Raw genomic sequence first — 26042 nt, 5'->3', positions numbered from 1 at the left:
ACTGTGTTGACCTCACCGCCCCCACACCCCCCGACAGCGGCTGCCCGCCGGCGTATCGCCGGTGGGGAGCTCTGGCGTGCGGTGAGTGGCCGCGCCGCGCGGGTGCTGGCCCGGGTGCACCAGACCTGGCGCCGCTCGCTCCAGGTGCGGGTGGTGACCATCACGCTTGTCGCCTCCAGCCTGCTGGTCGGCGGCTTCGCGTTCCTGATCGCCGACAAGATCACCACGATCCTGCTGGACAACGCCCGCACCGACGTGCGGCTGCGGGTGAACAGCGGCGCCAGCTACGCGGCCAAGCAGGTCTCCCTGTACGGCCAGCCGCAGGAGGCGCAACTCCAGGAGACCATCGACGGCACGGTCAACTACCTGGCCGGCGGTGACCCCCAGCAGACCAGTGGCGTGGTGGTGGCGATCACCGCCGACGACTACCCCAACGACATCCAGACCCGCGCCGCGCCGTCGGTGAACGTCCAGCCGCTGATCAGCCCGGAGCTGCGGGCCGCGGTCGCCGACGGCAAGGTGGCCAGCCAGATCCGTACCGGCCGGCTCACCGGGCAGAGCACCAAATACCTGGTGTACGGCTCTCCGGTGCCCACCCGCTTCGGCCAGATCGAGCTGTACTACCTGGTGCCGCTGACCCGGCAGGACTCCACAGCCGCCGACGCCCGGGCCACGGTGGTGGCCACCGGAGTGGCGCTGGTGATCCTGCTCGGGCTGCTCGCTGCCCTGGTCACCCGCCTGGTGGTCAACCCGGTCCGGGTGGCCGCGCGTACCGCCCAGCGGCTCTCCGCCGGCCTTCTGGACCAGCGGATGGTGGTCAACGGCGAGGACGACCTCGCCCTGCTCGCCGCCTCGTTCAACCAGATGGCCACCAACCTGCAACGGCAGATCCTGCGCCTGGAGGAGATGTCGCGGTTGCAGCGCCGCTTCACCTCGGACGTCTCGCACGAGCTGCGTACCCCGTTGACCACGGTCCGGATGGCCGCCGACCTGATCTTCGCCGAGCGGGACGAGTTCGATCCGGCGGTGGCCCGCAGCGCCGAGCTGCTCCAGGCCGAACTGGACCGCTTCGAGGAGCTGCTCACCGACCTGCTGGAGATCAGCAGGTTCGACGCCGGGTTCGCCATGCTGGACGCCGAGCCGACCGACCTGGTGCCTGTGGTGCACCGGGTGGTCGAGCGGCTGGCCGGCCTGGCCGAGCGGGTGGGCGTACCCATCGAACTCGACCTGCCGGGCACCCCGGTGATCGCCGAGGTCGACCCGCGCCGGGTCGAGCGTGTGCTGCGCAACCTGGTCGGCAACGCCGTCGAGCACGGCGAGGCCCGTCCGGTGCTGATCACCCTCGGCATCGACGAGACCGCCGTGGCGATCACCGTGCGGGACCACGGGGTCGGGCTCAAGGCCGGCGAGGAGAAGCTGGTGTTCAACAGGTTCTGGCGGGCTGATCCGTCCCGGGCACGGCAGACCGGTGGCACCGGTCTGGGCCTGTCGATCAGCCTGGAGGACGCCCGACTGCACGGCGGTTGGCTGGAGGCGTGGGGCGCGCCGGGGCAGGGCGCCCAGTTCCGCCTCACCCTGCCGGCCCGGGCCGGTGACCGACTGACCACCTCGCCGCTGCGGCTGGTGCCGGCCGACGCCGCCCTGCCGTTCGGCGGCCCCCGCGACGGTGGTCCGCTGGCCATCGGGCCCGGCACCGGTGGGGCGTTGGCGATCGGCCCGGCGCCGACCGGGGACGGGCAGCGGGCGGAGGTGGGCTCATGAGGCGGCCGGTCGTGCTCGGGGCACTGGGTGTGGTGCTTCTGCTGGGCGGCGCCTGCGGCATCCCGGCCTCGTCGGACGTGCGGGTGGACGGTAAGGGCGGGGCGGCGACGGGGGCCGGTTCGGGGAACGGCCGGCCGAGCGAGCCGCCGTCGCGTACGGCGAGCGGCAGCTCCAACGAGGCCTTCGTCCGCAACTTTCTGTCCGCGGCCGCCGGTGAACCGGATCGGGCCTACGAGCGGGTCAAGGCGTTCATCGCGCCGGAGGACCGGGCCCGTCTCCAGGACAAGAAGGGCAGCGAGGTCGCCATGACGGTGGTCCGGTTGCGCGAGGCCGTCTACACCCTCAACAGCGACTCGACCACCACCGTGAAGATCAGCGTGCAGCAGATCGGTGTGCTGCGGGCCAACGGCACGCTGGCCCCGCCGGTGGCGACCGAGACGGAGTACGAGTTCAGGTTGCGCAGCGGCACGTTGGACGGCGCCGCCAACGACGAACGCGCCGGCCTGTACGTGGTCGACCCCCCGAACGTGCTGCTGCTCAGCGACGTGGCCCTCCAGCAGTACTACCAGGGCGAGTCGATCTACTTCTGGAGTTCCGACCGCACCCGCCTGGTGCCCGACCAGCGTTACCTGCCGGTGGCGGTGCCGCAGGAGCGGCGGGTCAACGAGGTCGTCAAGTGGTTGGTGGCCGGTCCGTCCGACTGGCTGCGCCCCGGTGTCGTGGGGCTGCCCGACCGCACCGAGCTGATCAACAACGCCACCGGCGCGAACGACAGGTGGGAGGTCAACCTGGACATGTCCGGCGACGACCAGAACGGCATTGACCAGCTGCTCACGCAGCTCGCCTGGTCGCTGGGCGACCTCGGGGGCCAGTTGGACCTGAAGATCCGCAACAACTCGCAGCCGGTGCTGGATCTGAACGCCCGCCGCGCGGTCGAACGGCTCTACCCGATCACCGAGAGCCCGCAGCGGTTCTGCGTGTACGAGGGCGGGATCCGCCCGCTCGACTTCGTCGGCGAGCTCAGCGGGGCGGTGCCCCTGGCACCCGACATCAACCGCAACATCGTCTCCGCCGGCCTGGCCCGGGCCGACAACCGGGTGCTCGCCGCGATGGTGGTGAGCAGTGGCAAGAGTCGCCAGCGCCTCGCCGTGGGCAGCGGGCCCGCCCCGATCACCACGCTCAACCGCAGCACCTCCGAGTACGCCTCGATCAGCCGACCGGTCTGGCTGCGGATGGCCGACTCCCGGCCCGGCCGGGGCCTGGTGGTGGCCGACGGGCAGCTCTACCGTTTCGACGAGGGTGCCCGGATGTATCAGGTGCCGCTCAACCTGCCCGCGCCGGTGAGCGCGGTGGCCGCCGCGCTGGACGGCCAGCGGGTCGCCCTGGTCGCCGGCGGTCAGCTCTACGTGGCGGCGGTCAACCTCGACGGCGGCGGGGTGTCCATCGGCCCGCCCCGGCAGCTGGTGACCTCGCTGACCGGCCTCACGACAGTGGACTGGGGTCGGGAGGACCAGCTCGTCGTGGCCGGGTCGGCCGGCCAGCCGGCGATCTACGAGATCAGCGTCGACGGCGCCGTGGAGACACCGCTGCGTACCGACGTCGGCGCCAAGGTGAACCACCTGACGGCGTACCCGACGAACCGCACCGTGCCCCTGCCCAGCGGGGCGTACATGTACGAGGCGAACGGGGTGGCGTACCGCAGCAGCCCGTTGGAGCGGATCGAGCCCGACCGGGTACGCGACATCGCCCCACCGCCGGCCGGCGGCCGTCCGAGCAACCCGTCAGCCCCGTTCTTCCTCTACTGACACCATGCGCGGGCTCTGGACGGACCTCACCGACCTGGTGCTGCCCGCCGACTGCGCGGGCTGTCGGGAACGCCGGTCCGGCCTGCGGCACGGGGTCTGCCCGTCCTGCGTGACGGCGCTCGACGCGCTTCGTCCCGGGCCGGTACGTCCCACCCCCGCCCCGGCGGGCCTCCCACCGTGTGTCGCCCTCGGTCCGTACGCCGGCCCGCTGCGGGAGGCCCTGCTGGCGTACAAGGACCATGGGCGGCACGGGTTGGCCCGTCCACTGGGCGGTCTGCTGGCGGAGGTCGTCGCGACGGCCGTCGGCGACGGAAGACGACAGGTGGCGCTGGTTCCGGTGCCGGACACGGCGGCGGCGGCCCGGGCCCGGTACGGCGATCACCTGGACCGGTTGGCGCGGCACTGCGCGGCACGCCTTCGTCGGAGCGGCTGGTCGGTCCGTGTGCACCGGCCGCTGCGTGCGCTGCCCCGACCCGACTCGGTGACGCTTGACAGCGCGGGCCGGGCCGAGGCGGCGCAGGAGGCGTTCCGACGGCGCTCGGCCGCGCCGATAGGCGCCGGTGCGGCGGGTGTCGCGCCGGTAGTGGTGCTCCTCGACGACATCGTGACGACCGGGGTCACGTTGGCCGCGGCGGCCCGCGTGCTGGGTGCTACCGGGTCGGCACCGGGTGTCGCGGCGGTGCTCGCGGCGACCGAGAAAAGAGTCCGTTCGTAACCGATAGTGTTTCCGTTTCACCCGTTGGTGTATGAGCTGCGAAAAATCTCGGGCGGTCTCGGCAACATGGGGTGACTGCCGGGCGAACAGGCGTTAGCGTTTTCCTGTCGGGGGTAGGAGGTCCATTCCACCCGCCCCCGGCGGTGAGAGGAGGCGTAGCCGCACTGTCCGGTCGACGCCAGCGGGTCTCCCACGGCGCGCGACCGGGTTACCGGATCGAAGACGTCCGAACAAGGGAGGTCACGTGGACATCGTGGTCAAGGGCCGCAACGTCGAAGTGCCGGACCATTACCGGGTGCACGTAGCCGAGAAACTCGCAAAGATCGAACGCTACGACCACAAACTTATTCGTGTCGATGTCGAGCTGTTTCACGAGCGCAATCCGCGCCAGGCCGACCACTGCCAGCGGGTGGAGATCACCTGCATTTCCCGGGGTCCGGTGATTCGGGCCGAGGCGTGCACGAACGACTTCTACAGCGCGCTCGACGCCGCCATCGCGAAGCTCGACACCCGACTGCGCCGCGCGGCCGACCGTCGCCGCGTACACAGGGGTCGGCACGCTCCGATCTCCGTCGCCGCCGCCACCGCAGGCCTTCCTGTCGCGGATCTGGTGGCCCCCCCGCTCAGCGCGCCGGGTGACGGCGCACGCGCCGGCACGGCCGTCGCCGAGCGGGTCGAGGAGGAGGACGACGCCCAGCAGCCGTGGCACATCGCCCGGGAGAAGGTGCACCCGGCGGAGCCGATGACCATCGACGACGCGTTGTTCGAGATGGAACTGGTCGGCCACGACTTCTACCTGTTCCAGGACAAGGAGACGGGCCGTCCCAGCGTCGTCTACCGGCGCCACGCCTACGACTACGGGATCATCTCCCTCGCCACCTGACCGGCAGCCGAGCCGATCGATCACGGGGTCGTGGTGGGGCAGCCCACCGCAACCCCGTGATCGCTCTCAGCGCAGGTCGGCGGGGAGCAGTGCGAACGTCAGGTCGTCCAGACGCCTGCCGTCCAGTCCCGGCAGGCGGCCGCGCTGGAGGCCTTCCCTGTGGAAGCCGGCCCGCTCCAGGACCCGGTGCGAGGCGCCGTTGTCCGGCACCGTGCCCGCGACAAGCCGAGCGACACCGGCCGAGCCGAAGGCCCACGCCGCGAGCAGCCGGACAGCCCTTGTCGCGTACCCCCGGCCCCGCCAGTCGGGCAGCAGCGCGTAACCGACCGAGGCCTCGCCGCTGGCCGCGTCCGTGAACGACAACCCGCAGCTGCCCGCCGGTTCGCCGGTGGCCGCGTCGACGATCAGCAGCCGGGCGATGTCGCCGGTCAGCCACCCGCTCTCGGCGAGCAGGCAGCGCCGCTCGATCGCCTCCCACGCCGGTGGCACCGGCGGCGCCTGGTTCGCGACGACCTCCTGCCGACTGTGCAGCCGGTACATCAGCTCCGCGTCGTCGGGCGCCAGCCGGCGCAGCGTCACCACCCGGTCGGTGAGCACCCCGTCGGGCAGGTCGGGCAGCGGCCGGGCGGTCGGGCCCGGTGGGTCGTCGGCGAGACGTACCCAGGCCAGCAGGTCGTGCCGGCCCCCGTCGCGGCCGGACCCGGCGGACCGGCGCGACCCCTCGTGACGGAAGCCGGCGGCCAGCGCGACCCGCTGGCTCGGGCCGTTTGCCGCCTCGGTGAGCAGTTCCAGTCGGGCGGTTCCGGTGGCGAACGCGTGGTCGCTCAGCGCGCGGGTCGCCGCGGTGGCGACCCCGCGTCCGCGCGCCTCGGGCCGCACCCAGTAGCCGATCTCGGCCTGACCCCGTTCGGGCACCGGGTTGCTGAGACCCACCGCGCCGAGCAGCCGGTCGGTGGCCGGGTCGGCGACGGCGTACGCGGCGCCACCGCCGGTCCAGGTCGCCGGGGCGCCGACGTCGATCCACCAGCGGGCGTCGACCTCGGTGTACGGGGAGGGCAGGTTCGGCACGAACCGCTGGCTGACCGGATCGGCGCAGCCGTCGACCACGTCGGCGGTGTCCTCGGTGCGGAACAGCCGCAGCCGCACCCCGTACGCCTCGATCACCTGCGGCGGCGTCATGCCAGGTCATCCGCGAGCAGCGCGGCGACCCAGACGTCGGCCCGCTCGCCCCGGTGCGGGATGCCACCCCGGGCGATCCCCTCGAACGAGAAGCCCGCCTTCTCCGCCACCCGGCGGGAGGCGTTGTTGCCCACGTGCGCCTTCCACTCGACACGCGCCAGACCCAGCGCGGTGAACCCCCAGGCGCTCAGCGCCAGCAACGCGGCGGGCATGACGCCGCGGCCACGGGCGTCGGGCGCCGTCAGGAACCCCACGTCGGCCAGCAACGGGTCGACCGGGGAGAGCCGAAGGTCGATCGAGCCGACGTACCTGTCGGCCGGGTCGGCGATCGCGAAGCATGCGGCGTCGCCGCGGGCCCACAGCTCCCGGCAGTGCTCCTGGTACCACCGCGCGTCGGCGTGGTCGTACGGGTCCGGCACCGTGGTCCAGCGGACGGTCTCCGGGTCTCGGCAGGTCCGCACCAGGGCGTCGAGGTCCTGCTCCTCAAGCGGGCGGAGCCGCAGCTCGCCGGCTCCGGCGGTGGCGAACAGCGGGGGCTGCGGGCGGCCGAAGACGGCGGCCCGCCGAGCGGCCAGGGTGCCCGGCCCGGCCGGCCCGGTCGACCCCTGTTCGGGTACCTCGCCGGGCAGCAGCGAGCCGACCCAGCCGTCCTGGAGGCCGTCCGGCGCCGGTCGGCCGAGCCGCAGTCGTCCGTCGATCCGGAACCCGGCCCGGAGCGCGACAAGGCGGGAGGCGTGGTTGCCCACCTCGGCCTGCCAGAGAAGCCGGCGCAGCCCGAGCGTTCCGAGGGCCCAGCGGGCCACCGCCCGGGTCGCCCGGACGGCCACGCCCCGGCCGCGCGCCCACGGGGCCGTCCAGTAGCCGACCTCGCCGGTGCCGCCGCCGTCGATGGAGACCAGGCCGCACGAGCCGAGCAGCTCGCCGGACGCGGGGTCGCAGACCGCGAACGGAGCACCGGTGCCCTCCGCCCAGGCACGTCCGCTCAGCTCGGTGACGAAGCCGTGCGCGTGTTCCGGAAGGTACGGGCGCGGTACGGTGGTCCAGCGCTGAATGTCCGGATCCTGGCAGGCGCGGTGCACGTCGTCGGCGTCGGCGTTCCGCCAGGGTCGCAGCAGTACGCCGTCCTCGATGATCTCCACGGGCTCCACTCGTGCATAGTGCCGGAACGTTCGCCGACGGCGTAACCGGATAACGTCCGGCGCACGACCCGGACGCGAGTTATGTCGGGTTCGGCGGGACGGAGCACCGCCACCAGTGACCATCGCGCCGATGGAGCGCCTACGATGGTTCGAGACTGTCTAGGGGAGCGTTGATCCGTGTCGATTCTGGAAAAGGTCCTTAACGCGGGCGAGGGCCGCATGGTGCGGCGGCTCAAGGCCATCGCCAATGCCGTCAGCTCGATCGAGGACGACTACGTCAACCTCACCGACGAGGAGCTGCGCGGCATGACCGAGCAGTTCCGGGAGCGGCTCGCCGACGGTGAAACCCTCGACGACCTGCTGCCGGAGGCGTTCGCGGTGGCCCGCGAGGCGGCCGCCCGGGTGCTCGGCCAGCGGCCGTACGACGTCCAGGTGATGGGCGGCGCGGCTCTGCACTTCGGCAACATCGCCGAGATGAAGACCGGTGAGGGTAAGACGCTGACCTCGGTCATGGCCGTCTACCTCAACGCGCTCTCCGGCGACGGCGTGCACGTGGTCACCGTCAACGACTACCTCGCCCAGCGCGACGCGGCCTGGATGGGTCGCGTGCACGAGTTCCTCGGGCTGACCGTCGGCGTGGTGCTGCCCAACCGGCCGGCCAGCGAGCACAAGGCCGCCTACGAGTGCGACATCACGTACGGCACCAACAACGAGTTCGGCTTCGACTACCTGCGCGACAACATGGCCTGGTCGAAGGACGAGTTGGTCCAGCGCGGTCACAACTTCGCCGTCGTCGACGAGGTCGACTCGATCCTCATCGACGAGGCACGCACCCCGCTGATCATCTCCGGTCCGGCCGAGCACTCGGCCCGCTGGTACGGCGAGTTCGCGGGCGTGGTGGCCCGGCTCCAGCCCGGCACCGACGGCGAGGGCGACTACGAGGTCGACCACTCCAAGCGCACCATCGCGGTGACCGAGCGCGGCGTGGCCAAGGTCGAGGACCGGCTCGGCATCGACAACCTGTACGAGTCGGTGAACACTCCGCTGGTCGGCTACCTCAACAACGCCATCAAGGCCAAGGAGCTGTACAAGCGCGACAAGGACTACATCGTCAGCGACGGTGAGGTCCTGATCGTCGACGAGTTCACCGGTCGCATCCTGCACGGCCGCCGCTACAACGAGGGCATGCACCAGGCGATCGAGGCCAAGGAGGGGGTGGAGATCAAGCAGGAGAACCAGACCCTGGCCACCATCACCCTCCAGAACTACTTCCGCCTCTACAACAAGCTGTCCGGGATGACCGGTACGGCGCAGACCGAGGCGAGCGAGTTCAACAAGGTCTACAAGGTCGGCGTCGTGAGCATCCCGACCCACCGCCCGATGGTCCGCGAGGACCGGCCGGACGTCATCTACAAGACCGAGAAGGCCAAGTTCAACGCGGTGATCGAGGACATCGCCGAGCGGCACCAGATGGGCCAGCCGGTGCTTGTCGGCACCGTCTCGGTGGAAAACTCGGAGATCCTCTCCCAGTTGCTGCGTCGGCGGGGCATCCCGCACAACGTGCTGAACGCCAAGTTCCACGCCCGGGAAGCCGAGATCGTCGCCCAGGCCGGGCGCAAGGGCGCCGTCACGGTGGCCACCAACATGGCCGGCCGTGGTACGGACATCCTGCTCGGCGGCAACCCCGAGTTCCTCGCCGCGAACGAGCTGCGCCAGCGTGGCCTCGACCCGCTGGAGAACGAGGAGGAGTACGCCAAGGCGATGGAGGAGGTCCTGCCCACCTGGAAGCAGGCCTGCGACGCCGAGGCGGAGGAGGTCGCCGCCGCCGGTGGCCTGTACGTGCTGGGCACCGAGCGGCACGAGTCCCGGCGGATCGACAACCAGCTGCGCGGTCGCGCCGGCCGGCAGGGTGACCCGGGCGAGTCCCGCTTCTACCTGTCCCTGCAGGACGAGCTGATGCGGCGCTTCCGGGCCGGCGCGGTCGAGGCGGTGATGGAGCGCTTCAACATCCCGGAGGACGTGCCCATCGAGTCGAAGATGGTCACCCGGCAGATCAAGAGCGCCCAGGCCCAGATCGAGGGTCAGAACGCCGAGATCCGTAAGAACGTGCTGAAGTACGACGAGGTGCTCAACAAGCAGCGGCAGGTCGTCTACGCCGAGCGGCTCCGGGTGCTCAACGGTGAGGACCTCTCCGACCAGGTGCGCAACATGATCGACGACACCGTCGAGGCGTACGTGCGGGGTGCCACCTCGGAGGGCTACGGCGAGGACTGGGACCTCGAGCAGCTCTGGTCCAGCCTCAAGCAGCTCTACCCGGTCGGCGTGACGATCGAGGAGCTGGAGGAGGAGGCCGGCGGTTCCCGGGCCGGCATGGACGCCGACTTCCTGGTCGCCCGCCTCAAGGAGGACGCGCACGCCGCGTACGACAGGCGCGAGGAGCAGCTCGGCACCGAGGGGGTGCGCCAGCTCGAGCGGATGGTGCTGCTCCAGGTGATCGACCGCAAGTGGCGTGAGCACCTCTACGAGATGGACTACCTCCAGGAGGGCATCAACCTCCGGGCGTACGCGCAGCGGGACCCGGTGGTGGAGTACCAGCGCGAGGGCTTCGACATGTTCGCCACCATGATGGACGGCATCAAGGAGGAGACTGTCGGCTTCCTCTACAACGTGGACGTCCAGGTGACCGAGCCGGAGCCCGCGGAGTCGGAGGAGGTCACGCTCCTGGACAAGCCTGTGGAGATCCGGGCCAAGGGCCTCAACCGCGCTCCGCAGCGGCAGGGCCTGCAGTATTCGGCTCCCACGATCGACGGCGAGGCCAGCCCGGGTGCGGTGGCGGTCGAGCAGGCCGAGCAGCAGGCGCCCGCGCTCGGTGTGGGTCGCCCGGCTCAGGGCGCCCCGGCGTCGCCGGGGCAGAGCGCGCCGTCCGCCCCGCAGCGGCCGGCTTCCGGGCTGCGTGGCCCGGCGCTTCCGACGGCCGGCTCGCGCCGTCCGGCGCCGAGTCAGGCGGACGCCTCCAACGGCCCGTCGCGCAACGCGCCGTGCCCGTGCGGTTCGGGCCGCAAGTACAAGCGCTGCCACGGCGCCCCCAACGGCGGCAACTGACCGAAGCAGCTCGAGCGATGGGTCCCGGCCGATTCTGGCCGGGGCCCGTCGGCGTATCCGGGCTCACCCGGCTCCGGCCGCTGAGCCGTGCCGGTGGGTGGTCAGAGGACGTGCAGGGCGGTGCAGAGCCAGCGGCCCCTGCGGTGTTCCAGGCGCAGCGCCATCGCCCAGCTCCGGCCGCCGTCGCCGGTGAGCACGGCGGCGGCCTCCACCGCGGCGTCCCCGATCTCGCAGACCCGCAGGCGGAGCAGCCGGGCCAGCGGCCGCGCGGCGCGGCGGCGGGTCACGCCGGTCCGTCCGGAGGCCCGGGCCAGCTCGATCAGCAGCTCTCCGGAGCGGGCCGGGTCGAGCAGTGGCCGCACCTGCGCCGGCGAGCGGTAGCCGTTGACAACCTCGAGGCAGGTGCTGACGAAGCGGTGCGCCGCCCGGGTCGCCTCGGAGGCGGTGGTGGACGGCAGTGGCGCACCCGGGTGGCCGGTCGGCCTGCTGGGCACCGGGCGGAGGGTGCGGCGACGCTGCGGTGGCCGGGCCTGCTCCTGGCGGGAGGCGGCGAACAGGTCGAGGGCGAGCTGGCCGTGGGTCGGCGCCGGCCAATAGGGTCCCTCCGCCTCGTCCGCGTACGGGGGGTCGATGGGTGGGGCGGGGCGCAGCCGTACGGGTGGTCGGGACGGACGCTCACTCATCGCAGCCCTCTCGATCTTGCGTTTGTCTTCGTTTGCTTTCGACTCATCGATTCTGGGCGATCGGACCGCCCGGGTCAATGGCGTCGTCGAAGGGCGGGACGGCGGCGGCGCTACTCCGGATCGCGGTCGACGAGGGGATTGCTCTGCACCCAGTCGGCGGTCTCGTCGTACTTGCGCGCGATGTACTCCTCCAGCCGGGCGCGCTCCACCCGCCACTGGCCACGCCCGCCGATCTTGATCGCCGGCAGTTCCCCGCTGCGCACCATGTGGTAGACCTGCGAGTCCGACACGTTGAGCTCGGCGGCGACGTCGGACAGCAGCAGGAACCTGGGCTCCACGGACACTCCCGGGGTTGATGTCGTTTGGTTCAGTTTGCCATCGACAGCGCGGAGAGCCCAGCGCCGGACCGCCCGGTCGCGGGACCGGCGACTGCTGACACACCGGCGAGGAACTTCCACCGAGCGGAGGTGCGGTGTATGACGGTCACGGCGTGCGGCATGATCTGCGCCCGTGCCGGCGGCCGCCGGTGGAGGACCGAGCGGGGAGACAACCGGTGAACCAGGAGCTTGTCCGGGTGTACGTACCGGCGACCGTACCGATGCTGGCTCGACTGCGCGAGCAGGGCCTGAGCGCCGACCAGGCGCACGCCGTGACGCCGGCGCTGCGCGAGTGGTATGCCGAGGGCGACGAGGAGGAGCTGGAGTACGTGGCGTTCACCAGGGCCGCCCAGGAGGCGCTGCACCTGCTCCGGGCCGACCCGGGCGCGCCCCGCCGCCGGGTCGTCGTCTCGGCCGACCTGCCGCCGGCAGCGCTCGGGCGGGGCGACGGCGAGCTGGGATCCAGCATGGTGACGCTGGCCGACGTCGTGCCTGTCGCCGCCGTGGCGGCGATCCACGTGGACGGCGCGGACGCCGTCGAGGAGATCGCCGCGGCGGCCGACGTGGTTGCCGAGGCCGCCGCCGGCGACCCGGACGCCCAGTTCACAGTCGACGGCGCCGAGGACCACGAGCTGGAGTGGTACGACGTGACGGAACTCGACCTGTTGCTGCGCGCGGCCGGCTGAGCGGCCGGGTCAGCGGGCCCGGTCCGCCTCGACGGCGTCGGTCGGGTCGTCCGCGTCGGCGGGGGAGTCGACCGGCTCGTCGTCGTCGGTGTGCGCCGGCCCGAGGGTGCGTCCGAACGCGATGAGCGCGGTCAGCGCGCCCACGAAGAGCACCCAGATGCCGTTGTCCACCCGCGAGGTGCCCAGTGAGGTCTGCGCCACCGCGTCCGCCTCGCTGAGCGCGCTGGCCAGGTCCAGCAGGGAACGGCCGCCGATCCGGATGATCACCTCGGCGAGCAGCAGGAGCAGCCCGGGTCCGGCGCCGGCGAGCAGGTACGCCGGCCAGCGCAGCGCGGGCGTCTCGGGATCGTGGCGGACGGCCCGACGCCGCGCCCAGCTCAGGTAGCCGAAGGCGAGCAGCCCCGCGAGCAGTCCGGCGACGAGCGATTCGGTACGCGACACCCACTTCGCGGCGTTGACCAGCGACTCCTGGGTGTCCCCGGCGCCGAAGAGGTCGAACAGCGGGTCGCGGGCCTGGCTGAACGCCACCACGAAGAGCAGTGTGCCGAGCGCGGCGGTGACCACCGCGCCGACCGTCGGGGCCGAGCGCGCGCCGGCGATCGCGCCACCGATGATCGCGGCGGCGGCCGTGGTGCCGGCGATCACGTTCGTGGTCGAGGTGTCGAAGTAGGTGAGGTTGATGGCCAGCGCGGCGGCCAGCCCGACCACCATCCCGGCGCCGATCGCCCCGACGAAACGCAGGGTGATCCCGTCGCCGTAGCGGCGGGCCAGCAGGTTGCCGCCGGCCAGCGCCACGGCCGCCCCGGCCACCAGCGCGGCCGAGATCACGCCGGGCAGGGCGAACGCGGAGAGGCTGATCGCGGTGACCCCGGCCGCTGCCGAGGTGGTGGCCTCCCGGGTGGACCAGAGCATGGCGGCCAGCCAGCCCAGCGCCAGCAGCGCGAGCACCGCCGCGCCGGGGGCGAGCGTCGGCCGACCGTCGGTGGCGTCGACCGCCGGCTCGTCCGACTCGACGGCCGGGACGCGGCCGGGCTGCTTGGTCATCGTCTCCCCTTCGAGGCGGCAGGTCACCGACCATTCAGGGTACGCGGGCCCGCTGGGTGACCCGTCGCACCCGACGGGTGCCGCCCGGTCCGGCTCCGCCGGTGGCGTGGGCCGAGCCGCCGCACGATGGCTGCGGGCTGTCGGATCGAGCCCGGTCGGTAAGGGGAGAAGGGGTGGGGCGGTCCTTGGCGTACGGAGGTGGCCGAGGTGGGGCGCACGGCCTCGCATGGGAGAATCGGGGGAGGTCCCGCCGCTGCTCGGCCCTGTCCTGCGGCGTCCGGTGTCCGGCCGTCCGGTCGGTGCCCGCGGGTCCGGTTTCGCCACTGCTGTCGAGATCGCCAGGAGCCTTGATGGACGCCGTGTTCTCCGTACCCGAGCCGCGCAACGAGCCGGTTCGCAACTACGAGCCGGGCAGCGGGGATCGGGAGCGGCTTCAGCGGCGGCTGACCGAGCTCGCCGCGGAGCGCATCGACCTGCCGATGACCATCGGTGGCGAGCAGCGGATGGCCGCCGGTGACCCGATCAACGTGGTGCAGCCGCACAAGCACGCGCACGTGCTGGGTGTGACGGCGCACGCCACCCACGACGACGCGCACGCCGCCATCAAGGCAGCCAAGGCCGCCGCCCCGATGTGGCGGGCGCTGCCGTTCGAGGAGCGCGCCGCGATCTTCCTGCGCGCCGCCGAGCTGCTCGCCGGCCCGTGGCGCGACACCCTCAACGCCGCCACCATGCTCGGCCAGTCGAAGACCGCGATCCAGGCGGAGATCGACTCGGCCTGCGAGTTCATCGACTTCCTCCGGTTCAACGTGCACTTCGCCCGTCGCCTGCTCGAGGAGCAGCCGGCGTCGTCGCCAGGTGTCTGGAACCGCTTCGACCACCGCCCGCTGGAGGGCTTCGTCTACGCGGTCACCCCGTTCAACTTCACAGCGATCGCCGGCAACCTGCCGTCGGCGCCGGCCCTGCTGGGCAACACGGTGATCTGGAAGCCGGGCCCGACCCAGCAGTTCGCCGCGCACTTCACCATGCGGCTGTTCGAGGCCGCCGGCCTCCCGCCCGGCGTGATCAACATGGTGACCGGCCGGGGCGAGGAGGTCTCCGACGTCGTACTCGCCGACCCGGACCTGGCCGGCATCCACTTCACCGGCTCCACCAAGGTCTTCCAGCAGTTGTGGCGGACCGTCGGCGACAACATCGCCCGCTACCGGGGCTACCCGCGGCTGGTCGGCGAGACCGGTGGCAAGGACTTCGTGGTCGCGCACACCAGCGCCGACGTGGACGCGCTGCACACCGCGCTGATCCGTGGCGCGTACGAGTACCAGGGCCAGAAGTGCTCGGCGGCGTCGCGGGCGTACGTGCCGCGCTCGCTCTGGGAGGGCGGGCTGCGCGACCGGCTGGCCGCCACCGCCGACTCGCTCACCTACGGCGACGTGGCCGACTTCGGCAACTTCGGCGGCGCGGTGATCGACGACAAGGCGTTCGCCAGGCACACCGCGGCCCTGGAGCTGATCGCCGGTGACGACTCCTGCCGGGTACTGGCCGGTGGCACGGCCGACGACTCGGTGGGCTACTTCGTCCGACCGACCCTCTTCGAGTGCGGCGATGCCGCGCACGAGACCTTCACCACCGAGTACTTCGGGCCGATCCTGGGCGTGCACGTCTTCGACGACTCCCGCTTCGACGAGGTGGTCGCGCAGGCCGAGTCGATCGCCCCGTACGCGCTGACCGGCTCGGTGTTCGCCACCGACCGGCAGGTGATCGACTCGGTCGGCGAGCGCATGCGGTACGCGGCAGGCAACTTCTACATCAACGACAAGCCGACCGGCGCGGTGGTCGGGCAGCAGCCCTTCGGCGGCGCCCGGGCCAGCGGCACCAACGACAAGGCGGGCTCCTGGCTGAACCTGGTCCGCTGGGTGTCGCCGCGCACGATCAAGGAGACGTTCGTGCCGCCGACCGACCACACGTACCCCCACATGGGCTGACCGGCGACGACCCGCCGGCGGCGCGCTCGGTGCCGCCGGCGGTCGGCCCGCCGATCCAATCCATCGATAGTCCTCAACGGACAGTCTGTCGCCGACAGTGCACTTAGGAAGTCCTGTCGGGTGGCAAACTGCCAAATCCTGGACGCCGCGTGCGCAAAGTGGCAGCGTAGTGGCCATGGCGGAATCCGGAGTCAACCCTACGGCGGCGGCCCTGCTCGGCCTCCTCCACGAGGGCCCGATGACAGGCGGCCAGTTGATGGCCGCCGCTGAGCGCCGTCTGGCGCCGTACTGGTCGATGACCCGCAGTCAGGTCTACCGCGAGTTGCCGGTCCTGGCCGAGCGGGGTTTCGTGCGGCTCGGTAAGCCGGGGCCGCGGATGAGCCAGCCGTACGCACTCACCGCAACCGGGAAACGGACATTTTCCCGCTGGCTGGCGGAGAACCCGGGGCGGGACACCATCCGTAACCCGATAGCGCTGCGGATGGCCTTCGGCAACCTGCACTCCGCCAGCCAGCTCAAGAGCCTGTACGCCTCCGCGAACGAGTACCACACCGAGGCCCTCGCCCAGGTCCGGGAACAGGTCAAGAACGCCAAACGGGACGGCGAGACCTACGACGCCAGCGCCCTGGAGTTCGCCGTCGCCTACCACCGGGCCGCGCTGTCGTGGTTGAAGTCCGCCCCCGTCGGGTGATCTCCGGCGGGTCCGCCGACAGGGAACGAGCTGCGCCTTCCGTGACGCAGTGCCGATTTGGCGCGGAGCTGCGGGGCTCGCAAGCTCACTCCTCGTCTGCGCAGTACCCTTGTCTGTCGTGACCGCTGCCGATTACGCCGAACAGCTCAAGGAACTCGACGCGACCCTGCGAAACATCGAGGCCGTCCTCAACCTCGACCGTCTCCACGAGGACAAGGCCCGCCTTGAGCAGGAGGCTTCCGCCCCCGATCTGTGGGACGACCAGGCCAAGGCTCAGCAGGTGACCTCGCAGCTGTCGTACGTCAACGGCGAGATCAGCAAGCTGGGCAGCCTGCGCGCCCGGCTCGACGACGCCCAGGTGCTGCTGGAGTTGGCCGAGGCCGAATCCGACCCGGGTGTGCTCACCGAGGTCGAGACGGAGATCGCCGGGCTGACCAAGGCCATCCAGGAGATGGAGGTCCGCACCCTGCTCTCCGGCGAGTACGACTCCCGGGAGGCACTGGTCGCCATCCGGGCCGGCGCGGGCGGCGTGGACGCGGCGGACTTCGCCGAGATGCTGCTGCGGATGTACCTGCGCTGGGCGGAGCGCCACGGCTACCCGACCGAGGTCTACGAGACCTCGTACGCCGAGGAGGCGGGTCTGAAGTCGGCCACCTTCGCGGTCAAGGTGCCCTACGCGTACGGCACGCTCAGCGTCGAGTCGGGCACGCACCGGCTGGTCCGGATCAGCCCGTTCGACAACCAGGGCCGCCGGCAGACCAGCTTCGCGGGCGTCGAGGTCCTGCCGGTCACCGAGCAGACCGACCACATCGACATCCCGGAGAACGAGGTACGCGTCGACGTGTACCGCTCCTCCGGCCCCGGCGGGCAGAGCGTCAACACCACCGACTCGGCGGTCCGGCTGACCCACATCCCGACCGGCATCGTGGTGACCTGCCAGAACGAGAAATCGCAGTTGCAGAACAAGGCCTCCGCGCTGCGGGTGCTGCAGGCCCGGCTCCTGGAGCGCAAGCGCCAGGAGGAGGAAGAGAAGATGGCCGGCCTCAAGAGCGGCGGCACCAGCTCGTGGGGCGACCAGATGCGCTCGTACGTCCTGCACCCGTATCAGATGGTGAAGGATCTCCGAACCGAGCAGGAGACCGGCAATCCGAGCGGCGTCTTCGACGGCGACCTGGACGAGTTCATCGAGGCCGGTATCCGTTGGCGCAAGCAGCGTCAACTCGCTGGCGACGGTGCGTGACGGTTCGCGGGCGGAGCGCGTCATCGATCTCCAGGTAGAGGCCTGATTCGACGACGCGCACCGGATCTGTGGGGCGTGGGGCTTGGCTCAGTTGTTACACCGCGTAGACTCACCACCCGTGATTCAGCTTGAGCAAGTGACGAAGACGTACCCGAAGGCGTCCCGGCCTTCGCTCGACAACGTGTCCGTCTCGATCGAGAAGGGCGAGTTCGTCTTCTTCATCGGTCCATCCGGCTCCGGCAAGTCCACAATCATCAAGATGCTGCTGCACGAGGTAGCCCCCAACAAGGGTCGCGTCGTCGTCAACGGCAAGGACGTCACGTCGATGCGGTCCTGGAAGCGACCTCACTTCCGCCGCTCGATCGGCTGTGTCTTCCAGGACTTCCGGCTTCTGCCGAACCGCACCGCCTACGAGAACGTGGCGTTCGCTCTCGAGGTGATCGGCAAGACCAAGGCGGTTGCCCGCCGGGTCGTGCCGGAGGTGCTGGAGCTGGTCGGGCTCGGTGGCAAGGAGCACCGCTACCCGCACGAGCTCTCCGGTGGTGAGCAGCAGCGGGTCGCCGTCGCCCGGGCGTTCGTGAACCGTCCGCTGATCCTGCTGGCGGACGAGCCGACCGGAAACCTGGACCCGGACACCTCGATCGAGATCATGCGTCTGCTGGACCGGATCAACCGCACCGGCACGACCGTCGTGATGGTCACCCACGACTCCAACATCGTGAACCAGATGCGCCGCCGCGTCGTCGAGATCGAGAGCGGTCGCATCGTGCGTGACCAGGCCCGCGGCGTCTACGGGTGAGTCGGCGCTCCACCCCATTCGCAGCCTGACGACGAACACCTCATGCCGGAGACCCGGAGGAAATCCCGATGCGCGTGAAATACGTCCTGTCCGAGGTACTGGTCGGACTGTGGCGCAACGTGACCATGTCCATCGCGATGATCATCACGATGGCGGTCTCGCTGACCATGCTCGGCGCCAGCGGTCTCATGTACCGCCAGGTCGACGACATGAAGGACCTCTACTACAAGAACATCGAAGTCTCGATCTTCTTGAACCAGGAGGTGAGCGAGCAGGAGCGCACCGACCTGGATGGCAAGCTCAAGAGCGACCCCCTGGTGAAGGAGGTCCTCTACGTCAACAAGGATGAGGCGTACAAGCGCTTCAAGGAGATGTACCAGGACGCGCCGGACCTGGTGAACGCCGTCAAGCCGGACCAGCTGCCCGAGTCGTTCCGGCTCAAGCTGAACAACCCGGAGCAGTACAAGAACATCTACGACCAGTACAAGGACACGGCCGGTGTCGACGAGATCGTCGACCAGAGCCGCCTGCTGGACAAGATCTTCAACATCCTCACCTCGATCCAGAACATCGCGCTGGCCGCCGCCATCGTGATGGCGATCGCCGCCCTGCTGCTGGTCGCGAACACCATCCAGGTGGCCGCGTACAGCAAGCGGCGCGAGGTGGCGGTCATGAAGCTGGTCGGCGCGTCCAACTGGTTCATCCAGGCGCCGTTCGTGCTGGAGGCCGTCGTGGCCGGCCTGATCGGCTCGCTGCTGGGCCTTGTCGCGCTCATCGCGGCGAAGTATCTGCTCTTCGACGGATCACTGAGCGCGTTGCAGGGTCTGCTCTCGCCGATCAGCTGGGGTGACATCCTGTTCATCTTCCCGCTGATGGCCGGCGTCGGTGGCCTCGTCAGCGCCGCCACCGCCTGGATCACCCTGCGGTTCTACCTGCGGGTCTAGGCACCGTACCTGGCGTCCCGTCGTCTCCCGGGGACCCTCCTGCGGCCGGAAATAAACGGCGCGGGAGGGTCCTTGTGACTCAGGTAGCATGATCGGTTGTCCGGCCGGGGTGACCTGCGGCCGTGACGTCAGACGGGAGGGGGTGGCACCGATGCCACGGGAAAAGGGGCGCAAGGTGGTCGCCTCCAACAAGAAGGCGCGCCACGACTACTCGATCCTCGACACGTACGAGGCGGGCATGGCGCTGACCGGCACCGAGGTCAAGTCGCTGCGGGCCGGGCGGGCGTCGCTTGTCGACGCGTTCGCGCAGGAACGTGACGGCGAGTTGTACCTGCACGCCATGCACATTCCGGAGTACACCCAGGGCACCTGGACCAACCACGAGCCCCGGCGTACGCGCAAGCTGCTGCTCAACCGGGGTGAGATCGACAAGCTCGTCGGCAAGACCCGCGAGGGTGGTCTGACGATCGTCCCGCTCCAGGTCTACTTCTCCGACGGCTGGGCCAAGGTGGAGATCGCCCTGGCCAAGGGCAAGAAGTCGTACGACAAGCGCCAGGACCTCGCCAAGCGCGACGCGGACCGGGAGATCGCCCGGGTGTCCGGTCGACGCGGCAAGGGAATGGACGACTGATTCATCCCGTTTGTCCAGGTCGGCGCGCCGGCCCGGGGCTCGGGATGAAAGCCGTTGCGCCAAGCGTTAGTCTTGTCAGTGCCGCCACATCGGCGGCCTGTCGAGGGGGTGACTGGTTTCGACTTCGTACGCAGCGACAGGGGAAGCGAGCCGAGGAAGCCGACGTCGTCTCGAGAATCGGTCGTCGGAAACCAATAAGCGCCAAGAACAATCGCGCTGACTTCGCTCTCGCCGCCTGAGGCGAGTAGCTAAGTCTGTCGGCCTGGGAACGCCTTCGTCCCAGTAGCCGGCATCAGCTAGAAGGCTGGCCAATCGGACCCGGTCGCGGGGTCCGTGCGGCGAGATCAATCAGCGACTGGGCCCGTCACACCAACTTGCTCGCGTGAGCGGTGGGGCCGAGTAGAGGCACAGCGAGCTGCGCTCGGAGAAGCCCTGACAAACCGGCGAAGGACCCGGGTTCGATTCCCGGCACCTCCACCACCTCGAGCGAAGCGCCCCGGCCCCAACGGCCGGGGCGCTTCGTCGTGTCCGGGGGGCACTACGCTGCCGCTGTGACGAACGAGGAGATGCGTCTGTCGGTAGGCGCGTCACCCGGCCAACGCACGGTCGCGGTGGTGCTCGGCGTCCTCGTCGCGGCGGTGGGTGCGACGTTCGTGCTGGTGCCCCTGATCGCCGGCGGGCTGCTGCGCCGGCTGACCGGCCCCGGCGACGCGTTCTCCTCCTACGAGGAGGCCCGGGACCTGCCGCCGGGAATGCTGCCGCCGGGCCTGCGGGACTCCGGCGGCGCGGACGGGCCCAGCCCGTTCGTCGGGCTGTGCGGCCTGCCCTTCGTCCTGCTCGGCGTCCACCTCGTCCTGCGGGTGCTCCGCACCGCCGCGTGGCTGGACGGCAGCCGGGCGCGGGTGCGGGGTGCGTTCCGTACGCGCGCCGTCGACCTCGCCACAGCCCGGATCGAGGGCGGCGCGGTGTCGTACCGCGAGGTGGGAGACCCCGACCGGATGCGGAGCATCATCGCCACCGACCCGTCGAGCGGGCAGCGGGTCACCGTCCCGCTGCGCGGCATGGGGCTCGCCTCGCTGCCCCCGTCCGAGCTGCTGGCGCTCGCCGACGCGATCACGACGGGCCGACCGGCCGATGGTCGGGACGGCGACGCCCACGCCGTCGCCGACCAGCTGCGCCGCCTGGCGGTCCGCGACCGCTGAGGACGGGGGGACTGGTGGGGCCTACGGGGCAGATGAGGCGCGACCCGACCCTGGACAGGGCGCGGCCGGCGGTTCACCATCGGCGTATGGAATAGAGCGCGGGAGGTGCCATGGCCACCGGACCGGTCCAGCAGCCGTCACCCGTCAGGGCGTCCACCGCGCACAGGCATCCATCCGGGCTGTCCGCCCCTGATCCGTACCCCGTCGGTCTTCCCGGTGAGCCCCGGCCCGCCGGGCTCGCGGGGGACGTGCACGCCCTCGCCCGGGCCGTCGCCGCGCCGCCGACCGAGCCGCGCTGGCGCGAGGACCTGCTGCTTCGCCTGCGTCCGGTCGGGCACCGCTTCGCCGAGCACGTCCGGCTCACCGAAGGCCCGTCCGGTCTCTACCGCGAGCTGCTCACCCACTCGCCCCGGCTGCACCACGGGGTGCTGCTGTTGACAGGTGAGCACGGCGCGATCGTCGCCACCCTCCAGGCCGTACAGCGGTTGGCGGAGTACTCGGACGTCAGCCTCGACGAGGTACGGCACCGGGCCGGGTACCTGCTGCGGGCGCTGGCCCGGCATCGACGGCGCGGCGCCGACCTGCTCTGGCAGGCGTACCAGACGGACCTCGGTGGCGAAACCTGACCGCCGGTCGGGGAACCGGGGCATCGACTGAGGCGTCGTACCGGCATGCGTCGACCGGCCCTGCTCCTCGTACTTCCGCTGCTGATGACGGTGGGCTGCGCCCCGACGGACGCCGGCCCGGCGATCGGGTCCAGCGACTCGCCGCAGCGGTCGGCGGCGTTCGACAAGCGGGCCGCCGAGGTCGCCGGCGCGTGGCGACCCGACGAGACGTGGCGCAGCGGGTACGTGCCGTTGCAGGGTCCTACCGTGCTCGTCGGCGACCCGCGCTTCACGCCCGACACCGAGGCGGCGTTCCGGGCCGGCTGGTACCGCGAACAGGTCCCGATCCCGCCCACCCCGGCCAGCGGGGAGATCCGGTTCCCGGACGGCCGGCTGCCCGTGCCGTTGGTCAACGCGGCCGAGGCGTACCGGCAACTCGACAGGGGTGACCCGGAGCCGTGCCCGGGCCGGCCGAAACGACAGGGGCTGCCGAGCCCCGGTGGCCCGACCGTCGAACCAGGACCGGACGGCTGGACCACCAGCGCGCCCCGGACGGCCTGCCTCGCGCTGACCGTCACCGGTGTGAAGTTCGGCAACGTGCCGGTCCGCACCAGCCGGGGTGAGGCGCAGGTGCCGGCCTGGCTGTTCACCATCGAGGAACTGGCGACCCCGGTGGCCCGGCTCGCCGTGGCATCGACGGCTGTCACGCCGGTCCCCGAGCCCGCGGCGCCGCCCCGTCCGCTGCCGGACGGGCTGGTCGCCGCCCAGGACCTGGCGGCGGTCGACGGCGCGCGGCTGACCGTCCGGCTCGGAGTCGGCGCCTGCGACACAGGCATCACCCCGCTGGTGTGGGAGGGGCCGGACGCCGTGGTGGTGGGTGGCGGCGTCACCCGGTCCACAGGGGTCTGCCCCGACCTGCTCAAACTCGAACCGGTCACGGTGACCCTCGCGGCGCCGCTGGGCGCCCGCCCGGTGCTGGACGTCTTCACCGGCACCCCGCTGTCGATCCCCGCACGCTGACCGACGGGCCGGTCAGAGAATGCTCGGCACCTCGGTGCTGATCGGCACCGGCACCACTGTGGGACGGTCGGCGCGCAGCCCGGCGGTGAGCGCCGCGCCGAGCTGGTCGGGGGTCTGGACCACCTCGGTGGCGCAGCCGTAGCCGGCCGCGATGGCGGTGATGTCCAACCCCGGCAGGTCCAGCCCCGGCACCCCGGGTGTCTCCTTCAACTCGGCGAACGCCTTCAGGATCGCGTACTGCTTGTTGACCGGGACGACGACCACTACCGGCAGTGACAGGCGCGCGGCGGTCCACAGCGCCTGCACCGAGTAGTGGAACGAACCGTCGCCGATCACCGCCACCACCGGCCGGCCCCGCCCGGTGTCCCGCTCGGCCAGGGCCACGCCTACCGCGGCCGGCAGGCCGTAGCCGAGGCCGCCGCTGGCCATCGTGAAGTACGACGCCGGCCGGGTGATCCGCAGTCGGCGGCGCAGCGCGGCCAGGTTGGACGGTGACTCCTGCACCAGCACCCCGTCGGCCGGCCAGTGCCCGGCCAGCGCGGCGAACAGGGCGTCGGCGGACAGCGGCGTGCTGATGTCCGGCGCGGCCTGGGTGGCGCGGGGCGCCGGGGGAGTCCGGTCGGCCTGCGGGAGCAGTTCCAGCAGCGCGGCCAGGGTCAGCCCGGGGTCGCCGAGCAGGCTGTCCCCGACCGGGGCTCGCGCGGCCTCGTCGGGGTCGTCGGTGACGTGCAGCAGGCGGGTACCGGAGGGCAGGTGCTCGCCCGGCACGTACGGGTAGTAGCGGAACACCGGGGCACCGACCACCAGCACCGTGTCGTGCCCGCTCAGCGCCTCGGCCAGGGGCCCGATCGCGAACGGCAGGACGCCACGGAAGTGCGGGTGGTCCTCCGGGAAGACGGCCCGCTCCGGTGCCGGCGCCGACCAGACGGGCGCGGCCAGCCGCTCGGCAAGGGCGACCGCCTCCGACCAACTGCCGGAGCGGTCCACCCCCGGCCCGAACACCAGCACCGGGTTGCGGCTGCCGGCCAGGATCCGGGCGAACTCGTCGAGGCGCCGCGGGTCCGGCCCGAACCGGGTGGCCACCGAACGCATCTCGGGTGCCGGCTCGGCGGGCTGGGCCCAGTCGTCCATCGGCAGCGACAGGAAGACCGGCCCGGCCGGGGGTTGCACAGCTGTCGCGTACGCCCGCAGCACCGCGCCGGGGATGTCCTGCGCCCGGGCCGGCTCGTAGGCCCACTTGACGTACGGCTGGGGCAGTTCGGTGGCCCGCCTGCTGGTCAGTCGGGGTTCGAGCAGCAGCATCTCCCGGGTCTGCTGGCCGGCCGTGATGATCAGCGGGGTCTTGTTGTGCCAGGCGGTGACCAGGTTGCCCATGCCGTTGCCGGTCCCCGGTGCGGTGTGCAGGTTGACGTGCGCCGGTACCCCGGCGGCCTGGGCGTAGCCGTCGGCCATCGCGACAGCCGTCGCCTCGTGCAGGGCGTGGACGTAGTGGAAGTCGGCCGGGAAGTCCCGCAGGAACGGCTCCTCGGTCGACCCGGGGTTGCCGAAGACGGTGGTCATGCCGAGGGTGCGGAGCACGTCGTACGTCGCGTCCCGGACCGTTGCCATCGTCGCCTGCCTCCGTCTCGCGCGCAGGGACGACTGCGGTCGCCCTCCCGATCATCCGAATCTATCGGGATGTGACGGACCTTTCGGGCTTTTCTCGAGCGCTTCGTCTCCGACGGCGGCTCAGGGCAGTGTGAAGGGCAGGGTGATGCCGTCGAGTGCCCGACCGCAGGCGCAGTCCTGGGCGGCCGGGAGCGCGGCCAGCGCTTCCAGCAACACGTCCCGCAGCCGGTCGGTGTTCGCCGCGAAGACCTGGAACACCTCGTCCTGGGTGACCGAATCGCCCGCTTGGACTCCGGCGTCCAGGTCGGTGACCAGGGCGATCGACGAGTAGCAGAGGGCCAGCTCCCGGGCGAGGACCGCCTCCGGGTGGCCTGTCATGTTCACGACAGTGCCCCCGATCGAGGCGAACCAGCGCGACTCGGCCCGGGTGGAGAACCGCGGACCCTCGACCACCACCACCGTGCCGCCGTCCACTGCCGCGACGTCCCGACCCGCTGCCGCGGCGAGCAGTGCGCGTCGGCCGTGCGGGCAGTACGGATCGGCGAACGGCACGTGCACCGCACCCCTGTCGTAGTAGGTCTGCGTCCGGCCGCTGGTCCGGTCGATCAACTGGTCCGGCACCACGAACGTGCCAGGTCCCAGTTCAGGGCGGAGCCCACCGACCGCGCAGGGGGCGAGCACCTGGCGTACGCCCAGCGAGCGCAGCGCCCAGAGATTGGCCCGGTAGGGGATCAGGTGCGGTGGATATCGATGGTCCCGACCGTGCCGGGGCAGGAACGCGACACGCCTCCCGGCCACCTCGGCGATGGTCACCGCGTCCGACGGCGGGCCGTACGGAGTGTCCAGCTCATGCGCTGTGCCATCGAGGAGCGCGTACAGACCAGAACCGCCGATCACCGCCACGTCCGCCGTCGGCGCCATCGAACCTCCGTCGCAACTGTCCGATCACCTGCTGGTCAGACCTTAGCCACCGCCCGGGACGCAGGCTATGGTGCCAGGCATGGCGTTGACAGCGCGGTTGATCCCGATGCACCGTGCGGATCCGGTGGGCGACGGATCCCCGGTGCGGGCTCACGGTTGACGGGTGTGTGGGATGCAGGGAGAGGGCCAGGCGATCGGCGGACGAGCGATGGAGTCGATGACCGGGCGGCTGCTGGTCGCGACTCCGGCGCTCAAGGACCCGAACTTCGACCGTACGGTGGTGCTGCTTGTCGCCCACGAGCCGGGCGGCGCGCTCGGCGTGGTGCTGAACCGGGCCACCGAGGTGCCGGTCGCTGACGTGCTCGGCGACTGGAGCGACCTGGCCCGCCACCCGGCGGTTCTCTTCGAGGGCGGCCCGGTGCAGCCCGACTCGGCCATCTGCCTGGCCCGGATGCGGCACCCGATGCGCCGGGTCAAGGGGTTCCACCAGGTGTCCGGCGCGGTAGGCACGATCGACCTGTCGGTCGACCCGGAGCGGCTGCGGGAGAGCATCGGCGGCATCCGGGTGTTCGCCGGCTACTCGGGCTGGGGCAGCGGCCAGTTGGAGCAGGAGATCGAGGACGGTTCCTGGTTCGTGCTGGACGCGCTGCCCGGCGACGCGTTCGTCGACCGTCCGGACGACCTGTGGCCGATGGTGCTGCGCCGGCAGGGCGGGATGATGGCGGCGGTGGCCCACTTCCCCCCGGACGTGGCGCTGAACTGACCCGGCGGTGGGGGCACCCCGCGAGATGACCATGCCGGCCGGTCTGTGTATAGTTTCCCAGTGCCCGGGCGACCGGGACGACAGCAAGGGGCCGTGGCGCAGCTGGTAGCGCACCACACTGGCAGTGTGGGGGTCAGGGGTTCGAGTCCCCTCGGCTCCACCTTGCGGACGCGGGTGAACGGCCCGGTTGATGATCATCAACCGGGCCGTTTCCTGTTGTCCACCCGACGCCAAAACGCCCTGACCGGAGTGACCCGGTCAGGGC

Annotated in this window: 23 protein-coding genes, 1 tRNA gene and 1 other RNA gene; 18 read left to right on the top strand and 7 right to left on the bottom strand. The window is 71.3% G+C overall.

The features are described 5' to 3' along the window. Nucleotides 1-3 precede the first annotated feature (3 nt). From mtrB to raiA, 4 genes are all read left to right on the top strand, one after another. The gene (gene mtrB / locus AB0N27_RS12880; RefSeq protein WP_364367715.1) at nucleotides 4-1761 is read left to right on the top strand and encodes an MtrAB system histidine kinase MtrB; all 1758 of its coding nucleotides are present in this window, start codon (nucleotides 4-6) and stop codon (nucleotides 1759-1761) included. Continuing rightward, nucleotides 1758-3566, top strand: coding sequence for an LpqB family beta-propeller domain-containing protein (locus AB0N27_RS12875; protein WP_364367712.1), 1809 nt, complete (start codon nucleotides 1758-1760; stop codon nucleotides 3564-3566). Before mtrB ends, AB0N27_RS12875 begins: the two co-directional genes overlap by 4 nt. Before the next feature lie 4 nt (nucleotides 3567-3570). Then, nucleotides 3571-4281: a ComF family protein gene (locus tag AB0N27_RS12870; protein WP_364367709.1), complete on the top strand. Its 711-nt coding sequence runs from the start codon at nucleotides 3571-3573 to the stop codon at nucleotides 4279-4281. Between the two features lie 244 nt (nucleotides 4282-4525). Further along, a complete protein-coding gene (gene raiA, locus AB0N27_RS12865) occupies nucleotides 4526-5164 on the top strand; it encodes a ribosome-associated translation inhibitor RaiA (protein WP_364367706.1) in 639 nt (212 codons plus the stop codon). 66 nt (nucleotides 5165-5230) lie between these two features. On the opposite strand, the gene AB0N27_RS12860 is transcribed toward raiA, so the two are convergent. Both AB0N27_RS12860 and AB0N27_RS12855 read right to left on the bottom strand, forming a co-directional pair. Then, on the bottom strand, nucleotides 5231-6343 hold the full coding sequence (locus AB0N27_RS12860) for a GNAT family N-acetyltransferase (RefSeq protein ID WP_364367703.1): 1113 nt from the start codon (nucleotides 6341-6343) through the stop codon (nucleotides 5231-5233). Continuing rightward, entirely contained in the window at nucleotides 6340-7491 is a 1152-nt protein-coding gene (locus tag AB0N27_RS12855; RefSeq protein WP_364367700.1) for a GNAT family N-acetyltransferase, read from the bottom strand. Before AB0N27_RS12855 ends, AB0N27_RS12860 begins: the two co-directional genes overlap by 4 nt. Before the next feature lie 168 nt (nucleotides 7492-7659). Here AB0N27_RS12855 and secA point away from each other — a divergent pair, with 168 nt between their 5' ends. Beyond that, nucleotides 7660-10584: a preprotein translocase subunit SecA gene (secA, locus tag AB0N27_RS12850; protein ID WP_364367697.1), complete on the top strand. Its 2925-nt coding sequence runs from the start codon at nucleotides 7660-7662 to the stop codon at nucleotides 10582-10584. A gap of 101 nt (nucleotides 10585-10685) precedes the next feature. On the opposite strand, the gene AB0N27_RS12845 is transcribed toward secA, so the two are convergent. Both AB0N27_RS12845 and AB0N27_RS12840 read right to left on the bottom strand, forming a co-directional pair. Further along, nucleotides 10686-11267, bottom strand: a complete 582-nt coding sequence (locus AB0N27_RS12845; RefSeq protein ID WP_364367694.1) for an Rv3235 family protein — start codon at nucleotides 11265-11267, stop codon at nucleotides 10686-10688. Nucleotides 11268-11377: 110 nt separating this feature from the next. Next, nucleotides 11378-11605 carry a helix-turn-helix domain-containing protein gene (locus AB0N27_RS12840; protein ID WP_030490852.1) on the bottom strand — a complete coding sequence of 76 codons (228 nt, stop codon included), beginning with the start codon at nucleotides 11603-11605 and terminating at the stop codon, nucleotides 11378-11380. A 215-nt stretch (nucleotides 11606-11820) separates the two neighbouring features. Here AB0N27_RS12840 and AB0N27_RS12835 point away from each other — a divergent pair, with 215 nt between their 5' ends. Beyond that, a complete protein-coding gene (locus AB0N27_RS12835; protein WP_364367690.1) occupies nucleotides 11821-12330 on the top strand; it encodes a hypothetical protein in 510 nt (169 codons plus the stop codon). 9 nt (nucleotides 12331-12339) lie between these two features. On the opposite strand, the gene AB0N27_RS12830 is transcribed toward AB0N27_RS12835, so the two are convergent. Continuing rightward, complete coding sequence (locus tag AB0N27_RS12830) at nucleotides 12340-13374, bottom strand: hypothetical protein (protein WP_364367687.1); 1035 nt, start codon at nucleotides 13372-13374, stop codon at nucleotides 12340-12342. Between the two features lie 350 nt (nucleotides 13375-13724). Between AB0N27_RS12830 and pruA the strand changes: the two genes are divergently transcribed. The 10 genes from pruA to AB0N27_RS12780 all read left to right on the top strand — a co-directional run bounded on the left by pruA (nucleotide 13725) and on the right by AB0N27_RS12780 (nucleotide 22485). Further along, complete coding sequence (gene pruA, locus AB0N27_RS12825) at nucleotides 13725-15353, top strand: L-glutamate gamma-semialdehyde dehydrogenase (protein WP_364367684.1); 1629 nt, start codon at nucleotides 13725-13727, stop codon at nucleotides 15351-15353. Between the two features lie 175 nt (nucleotides 15354-15528). Further along, complete coding sequence (locus tag AB0N27_RS12820) at nucleotides 15529-16044, top strand: PadR family transcriptional regulator (protein WP_364367681.1); 516 nt, start codon at nucleotides 15529-15531, stop codon at nucleotides 16042-16044. A gap of 118 nt (nucleotides 16045-16162) precedes the next feature. After that, nucleotides 16163-17284, top strand: coding sequence for a peptide chain release factor 2 (prfB, locus tag AB0N27_RS12815; protein ID WP_354817923.1), 1122 nt, complete (start codon nucleotides 16163-16165; stop codon nucleotides 17282-17284). 118 nt (nucleotides 17285-17402) lie between these two features. Then, nucleotides 17403-18083, top strand: coding sequence for a cell division ATP-binding protein FtsE (ftsE, locus tag AB0N27_RS12810; protein WP_030331491.1), 681 nt, complete (start codon nucleotides 17403-17405; stop codon nucleotides 18081-18083). A gap of 68 nt (nucleotides 18084-18151) precedes the next feature. Further along, nucleotides 18152-19027, top strand: coding sequence for a permease-like cell division protein FtsX (gene ftsX, locus AB0N27_RS12805; protein ID WP_357980199.1), 876 nt, complete (start codon nucleotides 18152-18154; stop codon nucleotides 19025-19027). Nucleotides 19028-19178: 151 nt separating this feature from the next. Beyond that, on the top strand, nucleotides 19179-19658 hold the full coding sequence (gene smpB, locus AB0N27_RS12800; RefSeq protein ID WP_354817929.1) for an SsrA-binding protein SmpB: 480 nt from the start codon (nucleotides 19179-19181) through the stop codon (nucleotides 19656-19658). Nucleotides 19659-19762: 104 nt separating this feature from the next. Further along, nucleotides 19763-20138, top strand: a transfer-messenger RNA (tmRNA) gene (gene ssrA, locus AB0N27_RS12795). A gap of 71 nt (nucleotides 20139-20209) precedes the next feature. Continuing rightward, entirely contained in the window at nucleotides 20210-20860 is a 651-nt protein-coding gene (locus AB0N27_RS12790; protein ID WP_364367674.1) for a hypothetical protein, read from the top strand. A 110-nt stretch (nucleotides 20861-20970) separates the two neighbouring features. Further along, complete coding sequence (locus AB0N27_RS12785; RefSeq protein ID WP_364367671.1) at nucleotides 20971-21486, top strand: hypothetical protein; 516 nt, start codon at nucleotides 20971-20973, stop codon at nucleotides 21484-21486. A gap of 45 nt (nucleotides 21487-21531) precedes the next feature. Then, nucleotides 21532-22485: a hypothetical protein gene (locus tag AB0N27_RS12780; RefSeq protein ID WP_364367668.1), complete on the top strand. Its 954-nt coding sequence runs from the start codon at nucleotides 21532-21534 to the stop codon at nucleotides 22483-22485. Between the two features lie 12 nt (nucleotides 22486-22497). On the opposite strand, the gene mdlC is transcribed toward AB0N27_RS12780, so the two are convergent. Continuing rightward, nucleotides 22498-24093 carry a benzoylformate decarboxylase gene (gene mdlC / locus AB0N27_RS12775; protein WP_364367665.1) on the bottom strand — a complete coding sequence of 532 codons (1596 nt, stop codon included), beginning with the start codon at nucleotides 24091-24093 and terminating at the stop codon, nucleotides 22498-22500. 120 nt (nucleotides 24094-24213) lie between these two features. After that, on the bottom strand, nucleotides 24214-25014 hold the full coding sequence (locus AB0N27_RS12770) for an S-methyl-5'-thioadenosine phosphorylase (protein ID WP_364367662.1): 801 nt from the start codon (nucleotides 25012-25014) through the stop codon (nucleotides 24214-24216). A gap of 172 nt (nucleotides 25015-25186) precedes the next feature. Between AB0N27_RS12770 and AB0N27_RS12765 the strand changes: the two genes are divergently transcribed. Next, a complete protein-coding gene (locus AB0N27_RS12765) occupies nucleotides 25187-25777 on the top strand; it encodes a YqgE/AlgH family protein (RefSeq protein WP_357980217.1) in 591 nt (196 codons plus the stop codon). An 87-nt stretch (nucleotides 25778-25864) separates the two neighbouring features. Continuing rightward, nucleotides 25865-25937 (top strand) — tRNA-Ala (locus AB0N27_RS12760). Nucleotides 25938-26042: the final 105 nt, after the last annotated feature.

It is taken from the genome of Micromonospora sp. NPDC093244, from assembly GCF_040683695.1.
In the GTDB taxonomy this organism is placed as follows: Bacteria; Actinomycetota; Actinomycetes; order Mycobacteriales; family Micromonosporaceae; genus Micromonospora.
The sequence above is the reverse complement of the archived record's forward strand: the minus strand, read 5'-3'. Positions and strand labels throughout refer to the sequence as shown.